Source organism: Aquimarina spinulae, assembly GCF_943373825.1.
In the GTDB taxonomy this organism is placed as follows: Bacteria; Bacteroidota; Bacteroidia; order Flavobacteriales; family Flavobacteriaceae; genus Aquimarina; species Aquimarina spinulae.
Map to the genome: position 1 here is coordinate 2,946,244 of NZ_CALSBP010000002.1, position 14,788 is coordinate 2,961,031.

The following is a 14,788-nucleotide window of genomic DNA, read 5'->3' on the forward strand; positions in this document are numbered from 1 at the left end:
AACGACAGTTATGCTAAAAAATCACTTAAAAATAGCTTGGAGAAATCTTACAAAAAATAAACTTCAGACATGTATAAACTTACTAGGTCTTACTGTAGGTACCGTTTGTTGTCTAAGTATCATAGTATTTGTATTTGCTCAATTGGGTTATGATACACATCATGAAGATGCAGAATCTCTTTATAGAATAAGAACTGTAATTACTGGTAATGGTAATGGTGGTGCTGATTTTAATGCAGCTACAAGTTCTCCTCCTATAGCTTTTGCTTTAAAAGAAGATTTTCCAGAAGTAATAGAAGCATGTCGAATTGTATACTTTGGTGAAGGTAATGATGCACTGTTGCGAGTTCAGGATAGTAAAGAAAGCTATTTCGAATCTCGCGGTTATTTGGCAGATCCAACGTTTTTTAAACTATTTAGCTATTCTTTTAAAGAAGGTAGCGCTACTGGTGCACTAGTAAACCCTAATACTGTTGTTCTTTCTGCTACATTAGCCAAAAAATTATTCGGATCAGAACAAGCTTTACACAAAAATCTAGTTCTAGGCAGTGGTGAGGATGAATTAATTTTGACCATTACAGGAGTTTTTGACGATAATGATGCAAAATCTCATCTTAATCCAAATTATATTTTAAGTATGAATTCTCCTGGGTTGGGAGAGTTTGTCAGAAATGAACAAAACTTTGCAACTCAGAATTTTGTACATAGCTATGTAAAATTACTTCCTGGGTCTAATGAGAAGCAACTGCAAGAAAAACTACCTGCATTTTTGCAAAATCGCGGAGCACAAAATTTGGCAGCGGTGGGCTTTGATAAAGCGTTATTGTTGCAAAAAGTTAAAGATATTCACCTTTACTCTAAAGGAATCTCTAATCAGATTGATACCGTCTCGAATATTCAATATTTATATCTACTACTTATTCTTGCTCTATTTATTCAGGTAGTGGCATGTATTAACTTCATTAATCTAAGTACGGCACGGGCAAATAAACGCGCCAAAGAAATTGGAGTAAGAAAAGCGGTAGGCGCAAATAGAGGATCCTTAATACGTCAATTTTTAGGAGAATCAATAGTACTATCTCTATTTGCTTTAGTGATAAGTATTCCTATAACAGCTTTAGTGTTACCTTTTGTGAATATACTTACTAAGGGAAATATACACTACACCGCTTTGTTTGATTTGAAAATTTTAATGCCTTTACTGGCATTAAGTATATTTAGTGGGTTATTTGCCGGAGCGTATCCAGCTTTGATCTTATCGGCTATCAAACCAGTTAAGGTACTTAAAGGCACCATTAATGTATCAACAGGTAGTGGAAACTTCCGCAAGGCATTGGTTGTCTTTCAGTTTATCGTATCAATCACCTTGATAGCTACGGTAATAATAGTGAATAAGCAAGTAGAATATTCACAAACCAAAGATATGGGGTTTGATAAAGAAAACCTTATTGCAATTCGCTTAGGAACCGATGAAGCGATAGGGAAGTTTGATGCATTACGATCTCAAGTATCAACAGTATCTGGAGTTACCGATGTTGCAGGTAGTAATCACTATCCATCAGAATATATAATGAATGATTTAGGACTATATCTCCCAGGAGAAAATCCTGCAAATCAGACATTGGTTAAATATAATGGTGTTAGTGATAATTATTTTAAAACCGTAGGAACACCGCTGCTTGTTGGTCGTGATTTACGTGCTAATGATAGTACTCAGGTTATCGTTAATAAAGCTACTATTGATGCTTTTAATATTGATATAGATAATGCATTAAGTTCTAAATTGATACAGACGTATGAAGGAGAAACTTCGGTATATGAGATCGTAGGGGTTGTAACCGATTACCATTTTGCCTCTCTAAAAGAATCAATAGCTCCTATCTTACTTTTTAATGATAATGAACCAGGATGGCTTATCGTTAAAACAGAAACTACAGATTTTAAAACCTTGTTAGCTAATCTTGATCGTAGCTGGACATCAATAAACCCTAGTACACCCTTTGTATACACTTTTGTTGATAAAGAAGTCGGAAAATTATTTGTTGAAGAAAAACGGCTAAGTCAAATATCAATTGTATTTACTTGCTTGGCTATTTTAATTAGCTGTTTAGGTTTATTTGGGCTGATTTCTTTTATGGCAGAGCAGAAGAAAAAAGAAATAGGAATTCGAAAAGTATTAGGAGCCAGTGTAGGAACTGTGATCAATATGCTTACCAAAGATTTTATAAAACTGGTGCTCATAGCACTAATCATAGCTACTCCTCTAGCGTATTACTATATGGAGGACTGGTTGCAAGGTTTTGCATATAGAATTTCAATTAGTTGGTGGATTTTTGCCTTAGCAGGCGCTATTACTATGGGTATTACAATATTAACTGTATGTGTACAGGCATTTAAAGCCGCAACCGCTAATCCGGTAAAAAGCTTGCGTACAGAATAAATCATCTAGTGCTAAAGGTGCTATCAATATCAAAAAAACAACAGTTATGTTTAAAAACTATATCAAAATCGCTTGGCGAAACCTAAAAAGAAACAAAGGGTATTCGGTGGTAAATATTGGTGGACTTACCATAGGCTTATCGGCGGTGATTTTTATGCTTTTTTATATAAATCATGAGAATAGTTACGATGTATTTCATACTGATTATGATAGACTTTTTAGAATAGAAAGAACATATGTAAGTAGTATCCAAAGTGATATTTGGGATAGTACACCTTATATATTATCAGATGAATTAAAAAGCTCTATTCCCGAAATTACTAATGCTACCAGTATAAGAACTACCGCAAACTACCTGGGCGTTAATGATGCAATGTATCATGAAAAGAATGGATTGTTTGCAGATAATGAATTTTTAAAACTATTTACTTTAAAGTTTGTAGAAGGTGATCAGAACAGCTCTTTAGAAAACCCAATGAGCATAGTACTTTCAGAATCATTAGCCAAAAAACTTTCTCCAGAAAGTAATATTATAGGAAAAACAATACATATCGATAAAAAATATGACTGTGTAGTTACTGGCGTATTTGCTGATTATCCCGATAATTCTCATTTAAAGATTGATTACCTACTTTCTTTTAGCTCATATAAAACTATTACAAGAAATACACTCGATGCGGGGTGGGGTGCAAATAATGCATCTACTTATGTTCAGCTAAGGAATAACGCAGAAATCGGCAAGGTATCAGAAAAAATAAAAGGGTTTTTAACAAATCATCTTAAGCTGGAAGATGGAATTCAGGAACTACTTAGCCTTAGACCCATTAGGGATATTTATATGAAAACGTCTAAGGTAAGAGGAGGAGGAGGAAACAGGAGCGAGATTACTACACTGTATCTTTTTCTTGCAGTTGTAATTTTTACTGCTTTAATCAGCTTGTTAAATTATATAAATTCATCCACTGCCCAGGTTATGAAGAGAGAATTAGAAATAGGAATCAAAAAGGTTATGGGTAGTACAAAGAGCCATTTAAGATACCAGTTTATTACCGAGTCATTGGTTATGGTATCCATCTCTTTTATCATTGCTATAGGTTTGGTACTATTGTTTCTTCCACTGTTTAATAAGATTGTCGGAAAGAATTTATCTATTGTTTTTAGTCAGGATTGGCCATTTTTTATATATGCTATGCTTGGTTCACTTCTGGCAGGTATTTTGGCAGGTTTATATCCTGTTTTCTTTCTTACATCCTTAAAAATTTCTTCTTTTCTTCAAGGTAATTCGTCTATTAAACGCCGTGCTGGTCTAAGAAAAGCTCTGGTTGTTTTTCAATTAGTATTAGTGATACCGTTGGTATTTACTTCAATACTTATTATAGAGCAGTTTAAATATATAGAGCAACGAGATATTGGATTTGTAAAAGAAGATTTATTAGTGTCATTTATAGATGTTACCAATAAAGAAGACAGAGAGGTACTTAAAACAATAGGAGAACGATTATTACAAAACCCTAATATTCTTAATTATTCTATATCAGATTCGGGTCCATTTGGTGGAGGAAGGCAACAAAGTATGGATTGGGAAGGTAATACAACTAATGAAAAAGCTGTGATTAGGTCACACAGGATAGATTACGATTTTTTGAAAACCTACCAAATGAAGCTAATAGAAGGAAGAGATTTTTCTGAAGATTATGCTACAGATATCCAAAGCGCATGCATCATAAACCAAACTGCTTTAGAATTGTTTGGCTGGGATAATGCCTTGGGTAAGAAAATCAATAATGGTCGTTTAAAAGTGATTGGTGTAGTAAAAGATTTTAATGATTATACGGCATTCAAGAAAATACCACCTATGATTCTTTTTATGGATCAAGGTTCGGGTAGCTCGTATGTAACCATAAAAGTAGCTTCAAATAAAAGAGCAGAAGCCCAAACATTGGTCAATACACTTTTTAACAATGATTTTCCAGAAAACCCCATTGAATTCAGCTTTTTGGATGACAATCTAGACAGCAGTTATTTGAACTCATTGAAAGGCACAATCAATATTTTCATTTTTTTCTCGGTATTAGCTATACTATTGGCAGTACTTGGATTATATAGTCTGGTATCCTTTTCGTTAAAAACACAACAAAAAATGATAGCAATACGAAAAGTACTGGGAGCCAATGCAAAAAGTATTTTTCTAATACTACTTAGAGAGTACATGATATTATTCTGTATTGCCGCAACATTAGGGCTTATTACGGTTTATTTCATAGCAAATAAAATAATACATGTTTTTGCATATCATGAAGGTGTCAAATTCATCTATCTAATTATGGCAGGATTACTAGCCTTATTTGTAGTGCTTTTTTCGGTGAGTAGCAAAATAGTTTCTGCGGTATTACAGAATCCCATAAAAAGCTTACGAAAAGAATAAATCATCATTTAAAAACAACAGTTATGCTAAAAAATCATTTAAAAATAGCCTGGAGAAGTATCTTAAAAGATAAGATGTTTACTTTCATCAAAATAGGAGGTTTTGCTGTTGGGATAATGGCGTGTGTATTGATCGCACTTTTTATTAAAGACGAATTAAGCTATGACAAGCATTATGTTTCTGAAAAACAAATTTTTAGGGTATATACAGAAGTAATACATAAGGGTGAACTTATTAAATGGACTCATTATCCTGCACCTTTTGCTAAAGCGCTAAAAAAGGACTTTCCCGAAATAGAAAAGTCAGGGAGGTTTCTTACAAGCGAACTTTTTGGTACCGGAAACAAAGAGCTTCGAATAGAAGGAGAAACAGAAAACATTTTTGAAAATGGATTCATTTTTGCCGATCAGGAGTTATTAGAAATCTTAGAAATACCACTTGCACAAGGAAGTACTAAGAGTGCTTTATCCCAACCAGGAACTATAGTAATCTCTCAAGCAAAAGCTGATAAATATTTCCCTAACGGAGATGCTATTGGCAAAACACTCATTTTAGATAATAATACAGAGAAACCTTATAAAATCACTGGTGTAATGAAAGATTCACCAGAAAACACCCATTTTAAGTATAACTTTCTGATGACAATGGTGGGCAGAGATTTTTATCCTTATGAAAAACATAATTGGGGTGCGCAGAATTATCACACTTATGTTTTGGTGAATAATAATACCAACATACGAGAATTAGAACAAAAAATGTTCTCTATTGTTGAGGACTATATGATCCCTACGGCTAGAGAATCTAATAGGCTTGATAAAGTGGATTTTTTAAAAAGCTATAAATTCAAACTACAGCCTGTAAGCGATATTCATTTAAAATCAACAGATATTAGCGATGGGTTAAAACATGGTGATATTCGTTTTGTATGGTTGTTTGGTGCCATCGCAATATTTATTCTGCTATTGGCATGTATTAACTTTATCAACCTATCTACAGCCAAATCAGCAAATCGTGCCAAAGAAGTAGGGTTGCGAAAAACCGTGGGAGCTTTTAGGAGAAATTTAATTTCTCAGTTCATCACAGAATCAGTCTTGTTTAGTATCATTTCATTTGTTTTGGGAGTAATACTGGCATGGGCATTACTGCCGTATTTTAATACGATTGCCTCAAAAACTTTGATTGTACCATGGAGCCAATGGTGGTTTTTATCCGTATTACTGTTTTCTGCATTATGTATTGGGATTTTTGCTGGATTATATCCTGCTTTTTACCTCTCTGCTTTTAGACCAGTAAATGTATTGAAAGGAAGTTTGAGTACAGGTAGTAAAAGTGGTAAACTAAGAAGCAGCCTGGTTATTTTTCAATTTACTACATCAATTGTTCTTATCATCGGTACATTAATCATATATCAACAGATGAACTATATTTTGAACAAAAAACTGGGCTATGATAAAGAGCAAGTTCTGGTTATTCAAGGTACAAAAAGTTTGGAAAATAAGACACAAAACTTTAAGGATCAACTCTTAAAATTACCGGAAGTAAAACAGGTTTCTGTTAGTGATTATTTACCTATCGAAGGAACCAAAAGAAACGGAAATACTTTTAAAGAAAAAGGGAAAGAAAATGAAGGGGTAGCTGTTCCTGCACAAAGATGGGAAGTAGATCATGACTACATTAATACCTTGGGTATACGTATAAAAAAAGGACGAGATTTTTCAAGAGAATTAGCTTCAGATTCTACCGACGCTATGGTCATTAATGAGGTCATGGCTAAGAGTTTTGGTTTTGAGAATCCTTTAGGAAAAAAAATAACTAATGGAAGACACTCCTGGACCATCATTGGTGTAGTAGAAGATTTTCATTTCGAAACCTTAAAAAATGATATTCAGCCATTGGCAATGGCCGTAAATAATAGTCCAGGGATGATTTCTGTACGTTTAAGAACAGATCATATAAATGAAGTATTAAAATCAATCGCAACGATTTGGAGTACAAGTGTTCCTAACCAATCCTTTAGGTATAGTTTTCTAAACCAGGATTTTTCTAAAATGCACGAAGATGTACAACGTATGGGTAAGATCTTTGTCAGTTTTGCTTTGTTTGCAATCCTTGTAGCATGCCTTGGTTTATTTGCTCTTTCTGCCTTCATGGTAGAGCAGCGTAAAAAGGAGATTAGCATCCGTTTAGTTTTGGGAGCCCCTTTTAAGAGTATATATAAGTTATTGACATTAGATTTTTTAAAACTGATTATCATTTCAATAGGTATTGCCATTCCTATTGGTTGGTATATGATGAGTAGATGGCTAGAAGATTTTGCATATCGTATTAACATTGGTTGGGGGATATTTTTAATAGCAGGAATCCTGGCAATAGCAGTAGCGATTTTAACCATAAGCTACCAATCTATCGGAGCAGTATTTATTAAACCTTTAAAAAGTTTACGAACAGAATAATAAAACATTGCAGAAATACCGAATCAACTTTGGTACCATAAGTCTAAAAATAATATATCATGCACACCTTATATTTTAAAATAGCAATTAGATATCTTTTAAAGAATAAGCTCTATTCTTTTATTAATATTTTAGGATTAGCCATAGGAGTTGCTTCTTTTATTTTGATCATGGTTTATGTGAATTACGAACGTAGCTATGATACTTTTGAAGGATCAGAAAATGTATACCGTGTATATATGGATGCTCTTGAAGGTGATGTTTTTGAAGCATCAGATGCACAAACCGCCAATCTTATCGGTCCTACATTAAAACAAGAATTTCCTGAAGTGATAGAGCATGTGCGTCTTCATCGTTTTGATAAAGTAACTTTTAAGTATGACGAAAAAATCATTGAAGAATCCAAAGGATCTCTGGCAGATGCAACCTATTTTGAAATATTTAAGTATCCACTTTTAAAAGGAGATAAACAAAATGCGCTAAAAGAGCCTAATACTATTGTACTCACAGAATCTTTTGCTAAAAAAATATTTGGAGCGCAAAACCCTATAAAAAAGACTTTGTCAGGGTTTTATTCAGGAGAAGAAGTGTTATTAACGGTAACCGGAATTTTAAAAGATATTCCCGAAAACACTCACATGAAAACCAATTTCCTGATTTCTTTTGATACCTACGGAAACTGGTTTGCATCAGAAGAACAAAAAAAATTAAACTGGGGACATTGTAATTTTTTCACCTACTTAAAAATTGATAAAAATGCTGATAAAGCCCTTCTGAAAAGTAAAGTAATTGCTAGTGATTTTGAAGATGATGAAGATGAAAGATATAATATAGAACCTCTAGAAGATATTCATCTGTATTCTAATAAACCCTATGAAGCCGAGACTAATGGTAGTATCAGTAGAATAAAGTTTCTAACAGCCATCGCTTTTATAGTACTGTTATTATCGTGGCTTAACTATATCAACTTATCTACAACCAAATCTCTAGAGCGTGCCAAAGAAGTAGGTGTTCGTAAGGTTGCAGGCGCACAACGTATGCAGCTTATTTTACAATCATTAACAGAATCGGTTGTTCTAAATGGTATTGCAATTCTTATAGCAATTATACTTACCATAAGTATGCTTTCGATGTATAACAATGTTACTGGAAAAGAATTGGTAATACAGACTTCTACTATTATACAGTTATTACCTATTATTGGTTTTATTGTAGTTGGTGTGATTCTGGCAGGATTATATCCTGCTATTTTATTAAGTGGATATTCACCATCAAAAGCATTAAAAGGAAAGATAAGAACTTCTGCCAGTGGATTAAACATTAGAAAAGGATTGATTGTTATGCAATTTCTAGCCACTATCGTTTTGCTTATTAGCACAATGGTCATTACCAAACAAATAGATTTTATGCAAAAGCAACCTATGGGTGCAGAATTAAATCAAACTATTTCTTTTCATGGCGAATTTTTAAGCAACATGTCGGATTCTCTAGCTAGAAATAAATGTAAAATCCTCGAAACAGAACTACAGAAACTTCCTTTTGTACAGGGTACAGCAAGAACTCAGACGTACCCTGGTGACGGTTATGATAATTTGTCATCATTCATAGGACTGAAATATCCCAACGGAACACAAGATAACAAAAAGCCATTTTACAATTATACAGCAGACAGTAATTATCTTGATATACTAGACATTCAATTTCTTGCTGGAAACAATTTTATAAATAATCCCAAAGGAAATAGCAATACAGTTATAATTAATGAGGCCTGCATGCGTGAAATTGAAATTTTTAACCCAAACGAAGCTATCAATAAAACCATAAAATTCTTTGGAAAAGACTGGACAATTTCTGGTGTTATTGAAAATTACCATCATTTTGGATTAAAAAAAAGGATACATCCTATGATTATTCTACATGGCAATAGCAGTAATAATTTATTAGTAAAATTTGATGAGACTGTTGCTTCTACTGTGGGATATAACAAAGCGATTACCCAGGTAGAAAAAAAATGGAAGCAAATACTACCACAACGTACTTTTGGGTATACATTTTTGGATAAAAAGTTTGAAGCCCAATATAATGATGATAAAGAATTTAGTGCTGCCTTTAGGATATTTACACTTCTGGCAATATGTATCGCAGCATTAGGTTTGTTTGGATTAACATCTTATACCTGTATACAACGTAAAAAAGAAATAGGAATTAGAAAAGTAAACGGAGCAAGTATTTTTAAAATCCTGAAATTATTAAACATTGATTTTATCAAATGGGTTGGGATTGCATTTATAATTGCGATTCCTATAGCCTGGTATGTTATGAATTCGTGGTTAGAAAATTTTGCATTAAAAACAAATCTTAGCTGGTGGATATTTGTACTTGCTGGTATAATGGCACTGGGTATTACATTGCTTACGGTAAGCTGGCAGAGTTTTATGGCAGCTAACGGAAACCCTGTTGATGTACTCAGAGACGAGTAACAGGAGGTTGTTAATCAATCAAGAAACAAACAATTATGTTAAAAAATCATATCAAAGTAGCCTGGAGAACCCTTTTAAAATACAAAGGCTTGTTTACCATTAATATTCTAGGCCTTGCCATTGGGATTGCTACTGCTATTATTATATTTCTTTTTGTGGTAGACGAATTAAGTTATGATCGCCACCATAAAAAAGCAGATCAGATTGTTAGAGTAGTGCTAAAAGGAAAGATGAATGATGAGCTAATAAAAGAAGCTGTTACGCCAGGCCCTGTTGCATATACATTACAAGGAGAGTTTCCAGAGGTTTTACAGGCAACTCGTATTAAATCAAACGGAACACCACAAATTACCTATAAAAACAACACATTTAGAGATCAAAAATTTGCATATGTTGACCCTAATTTTTTTCAGGTATTTACATTGCCACTCATTAAAGGAGATCCTGTCACAGCATTACAAGAACCTAATACTGTTGTTATTACTCAAAAATTAGCATCAAAGTATTTTGGGAATGAAAACCCTCTGGGAAAAGTTTTGGAGTTTAAAGAATGGAATCAACGCTATACGGTTACAGGAGTAATTAACGATGTGCCTGCAAATTCTCACTTTCATTTTGATGCTTTTGGATCTATGCAGGGATTTGCAGCTGCAAAAGAACACAAATGGATAGAATCTGGTTACCATAGTTATCTTGTTCTTGATGAGCGTGTAGATTATAAAAATGTAGAAGAAAAACTACCAAAAATTGTGCGTAAGTATATGGGGCCGCAGATAAAAAAATCTATGGGGATGACTTTTGAAGAGTTTAATGGAAAAGGAAATGACATTGGATTATTCCTACAACCTTTGACCGATATTCATCTTCACTCAGACTTTGCAGATGCTACCAATCTAGAGCCTGGTGGTGATATAAAAACTGTATACATTTTTGGAGCAATAGCCATATTTATCTTAATTATTGCCTGTATCAATTTTATGAACCTTTCTACAGCAGCAGCATCAAAAAGGGCTAAAGAAGTAGGAGTAAAAAAGGTATTGGGATCACCAAAAAGCCAATTAATTAAGCAGTTTTTGATAGAATCTTTTATTGCAACTATGGTAGCTATGGTTTTGGCTTTAATTCTGGTTATGATTTCATTACCATTGTTTAATGACCTGTCTGCAAAAGCATTAGATATAACGTATATTCTTCGCCCTCAGGTACTAATGTATTTATTAATATTAGGAATCATTATTAGTTTTTTGGCCGGAGGTTACCCTGCTTTTTTTCTTTCATCATTTGCCCCCATCACTGCACTTAAAAACAAATTTACCAACACAGGTAATAGTAAAGGATTAAGAAGTGGATTGGTAATTTTTCAATTTGCGATATCGGTAGGTCTTATTCTGGCAACTATAGTAGTAGATCAACAGATGTCTTTCATTCAAAATAAAGATATAGGTTATGAAAAAGATCAAATACTGGTATTAAGGGATTCATGGATGTTAAAGAACAATGAAGAAGTTTTTAAGGAACAGTTATTTAAAGACCCAAGAGTATCCAATATTACAATGTCTGGCCATATTCCCGCAGGGCCATCTTATAATCATATGTCAAGTATTTATCCAGGTCAGGATTCTGATGCTATTAGAAGAACTGTTGTATACAATATTGATGAACACTATATCCCAACGATGGGAATGGAATTGATTGCAGGAAGAAATTTTGCCATAGATGAAGGATCAGAGACCAGAAATTTAATTATTAACGAAACGTCTGCCAGGATTCTAGGATTTACCGATAATGCAATTGGTCAGGCAGTAACAATGTCTATAAATAATGAAGGAGGGACAAGACAATATTCTGTAATCGGAGTGGTAAAAGATTTTCATTTCAAATCATTACATCAAACTATAGATCCTCTAATAATGATTAATGAACCAAGTTCGGGGCTTATTGTAAGAGCAAAAACTTCTGACATGAAAGGATTAATTGCCACAGCAGAAAATATATGGAACGACTTTAAAGTAAATGAACCCTTTAACTATGCCTTGCTCGATGAATTATACAATCAAACCTATCTGAAAGAGCAAAAAATGGGAACCATCCTTAGAATATTTGCTTTGCTCACCATTTTTGTAGCATGCCTGGGATTATTTGGCCTGGTGACTTTTACAGCAGAACAACGATTTAAGGAAATAGGAATTCGTAAAGTGTTAGGATCTACCATACCTCAAATTATCAGGATGCTCTCATTTGATTTTATGAAACTGGTATGTATTTCTTTTTTGATAGCATTTCCTCTTGGGTTTTATCTCATGAATACATGGCTTCAAGATTTTGCTTACCGTATACAAATACAGTGGTGGGTATTTGTTCTGACTGGCTGTATAACTCTATTAATTGCATTTATGACTATAGGTTGGAAAAGCTTCAGAGCAGCATCGATGAATCCTATAAAAAGTTTAAGAACAGAATGATTTAAATCCTTATGGGTCTTTAAAAACTGGTAAGGATAATATAAAAAGTAAAATCATGATTAGAAACTATTTCAAAATTACGTGGAGAAACCTAAAAAGAAGCAGATGGTTTTCTTTCATAAATATTGGCGGACTAGCTTTGGGAATGACAGTCGTTATTATAATTGGTTTATGGGTATTGGATGATTTTACTTTTAATCAGTATCATAAAAATTATGATCGGATAGGACAGATTTACCATAACACGACGAATTTTGAAACTAATGAAATTAATACTGATCCTTCTGTGTTATATACCTTTGGGAGTGTCTTAAAAGAAAAATATCCAGAATATTTTAAACACATTTTAAGGTCAGATTGGGTCAAAGATCATACCCTTTCTAATGATGGGAAAATTTCTACGAAAACAGGAACATTTATTGAAAGTGGTGCGATAGAAATGTTTTCATTGCAAATGATAAAGGGAACGAATGCTAGCTTGGATGAATTGAATGCCATTGTTTTGTCAGAATCTGCTGCATTAGCCATTTTTGGTCAAGAAAACCCTATAGGAAAAAGTATAAAGATTAATAATGAGATGGATGCCGTTGTTAAAGGTGTCTTTGAAGATTTACCAAAAAATACAAGATTTCGTCATGTACAATTTTTTGCAAATTGGAATTTGTTTGAAGCAAATGATAAATTATTTGAATGGGTAAAAGATGTATGGGATGGTTGGTATTTTAATATGTATATAGAATTAAAGCCAGGTGTTGATATTGAGGAAGTAAATAAAAGCTTACAGAATTTTTATATCCAATATGGGCCACATGATCTAGTAGATAATTATAAAGAATCTAACCTTTATCCATTTGTATACCCTATGAATAAATGGCATTTGTATTCAGAGTTTGAGCAGGGCATACCTGCAAAAGGGCGTATTACTTTTGTCTGGCTTTTTATTTATATCGCAATATTTGTCTTATTACTTGCCTGTATTAACTTTATAAGTCTTAGTACAGCTCGTTCTGATAAGAGAGCTAAAGAAGTAGGCGTACGAAAAACAATGGGATCCAAGAAAAATCAGCTTGTCTATCAATTTTTGATTGAGTCCCTTATAGTATCTTTTATTGCACTATTATTTGCATTAATATTGATATCGGTTTCGTTACCATGGTTCAATGAGCTTTCTCAAAAAGACATGAGTATACCTTGGGGTAATGTGCTGTTTTGGAGTGTCGTATTGTTTTTTACAGTGCTTACAGGTCTTTTTTCTGGAATCTACCCAGCTTTTATCCTTTCTTCTTTTAATCCTATAAAAGTAATGAAGGGAACCTTTAGAATGGGTAAGTATGCAGAAACTCCAAGAAAAATCTTAGTAATATTCCAGTTCAGTATATCGATTATGCTTGCTGTAGGTACTTTTATTGTATTTGAACAGATCCAGTATACCAAAGACAGGCCTATTGGGTATGATGAGAATGATCTTATATACTTAAATATGAACAATCCTGATTATTTTGGAAAATATAATATACTTCGTGATGAATTAAAAAATGCTGGAGTGGTTGAGGAAATCGCTCAATCTTTTTCTCCTCAGGTTGCTATATATAATAGAGGCGGAGGATTTAATTGGCCGGGGAAAGATCCAGAAATGGAAGACGAGTTTGGTCTTATGGCCATAACCCATGATTATGGAAAAACTGTAGGATGGAAGTTAATAGAAGGAAGGGATTTCTCTAGAGAAATGCCTACAGATTCGTCAGCCCTTATTGTTAATGAAGCAGCTGTAAAATATATGAAATTGAAGAAACCTGTAGGAACCTATATTACCTATGGAAAAAGTGAACCTCTAAAAATCATAGCAGTTGCCGAAAATATGGTTATGGAATCACCTTATAAACCCACTAGTCCTGCTATTTATTACATTAGTTATAGCAATGTCAATTTTATGCATATAAAATTAAAATCTGATATTGATACAAATACTGCTATTACTGAGATTAAAAGAGTGTTTGCAAAAGTAGTCCCTTCTGCAAATTTTGATTACCGTTTTGTGAATCAAGATTATAAACTCAAATTTAGATCAGAACAACGCTTAGGAAACCTGGCTAGTGTTTTTACACTATTGGCTATTTTAATAAGTTGTCTTGGTTTATTTGGTTTAACTTCTTTTGCTGTAGAAAGACGTACTAAGCAAATAGGTATTCGTAGAGTATTAGGTGCTTCTAAATTTAATATTTGGAAAACCCTATCTAGCGGATCTATAGTACTTGTTTTACTTTCCTGTTTGATAGGAATCCCTATTATCCATCATTTTATGGAACAATGGTTACAAAATTATAACTATCGAATGGAAATTTCATGGTGGATTTATGGTGTTGCTATTATTGGAACATTATTATTAACATTATTAACAGTAAGTTTTCAAATTATTAAAGCAGCATCGATGAACCCAATAAAAAGTTTAAGAACAGAATAAATCAAAAGCTATTATGTTAAGACAGAACCTTATACTTTTTTTTAGAAATATCAAAAAACATAAAAGC

General features: G+C 33.2%; 6 protein-coding genes. All 6 read left to right on the top strand.

Annotated features, from left to right (window positions below):
* Positions 1–10 precede the first annotated feature (10 nt).
* From NNH57_RS18510 to NNH57_RS18535, 6 genes are read left to right on the top strand one after another with little or no spacing between them, the layout of a single operon-like run.
* Positions 11–2,440: an ABC transporter permease gene (locus NNH57_RS18510; RefSeq protein WP_108808093.1), complete on the top strand. Its 2,430-nt coding sequence runs from the start codon at positions 11–13 to the stop codon at positions 2,438–2,440.
* A gap of 46 nt (positions 2,441–2,486) precedes the next feature.
* Positions 2,487–4,865 (top strand): ABC transporter permease, encoded by a 2,379-nt coding sequence (locus tag NNH57_RS18515; RefSeq protein ID WP_108808092.1) that lies wholly within the window; start codon positions 2,487–2,489, stop codon positions 4,863–4,865.
* Positions 4,866–4,888: 23 nt separating this feature from the next.
* The gene (locus NNH57_RS18520; RefSeq protein ID WP_108808091.1) at positions 4,889–7,318 is read left to right on the top strand and encodes an ABC transporter permease; all 2,430 of its coding nucleotides are present in this window, start codon (positions 4,889–4,891) and stop codon (positions 7,316–7,318) included.
* 59 nt (positions 7,319–7,377) lie between these two features.
* Positions 7,378–9,798: an ABC transporter permease gene (locus NNH57_RS18525; RefSeq protein WP_074405647.1), complete on the top strand. Its 2,421-nt coding sequence runs from the start codon at positions 7,378–7,380 to the stop codon at positions 9,796–9,798.
* A gap of 35 nt (positions 9,799–9,833) precedes the next feature.
* Entirely contained in the window at positions 9,834–12,260 is a 2,427-nt protein-coding gene (locus NNH57_RS18530) for an ABC transporter permease (protein ID WP_108808090.1), read from the top strand.
* Positions 12,261–12,315: 55 nt separating this feature from the next.
* On the top strand, positions 12,316–14,721 hold the full coding sequence (locus tag NNH57_RS18535; protein ID WP_108808089.1) for an ABC transporter permease: 2,406 nt from the start codon (positions 12,316–12,318) through the stop codon (positions 14,719–14,721).
* Positions 14,722–14,788: the final 67 nt, after the last annotated feature.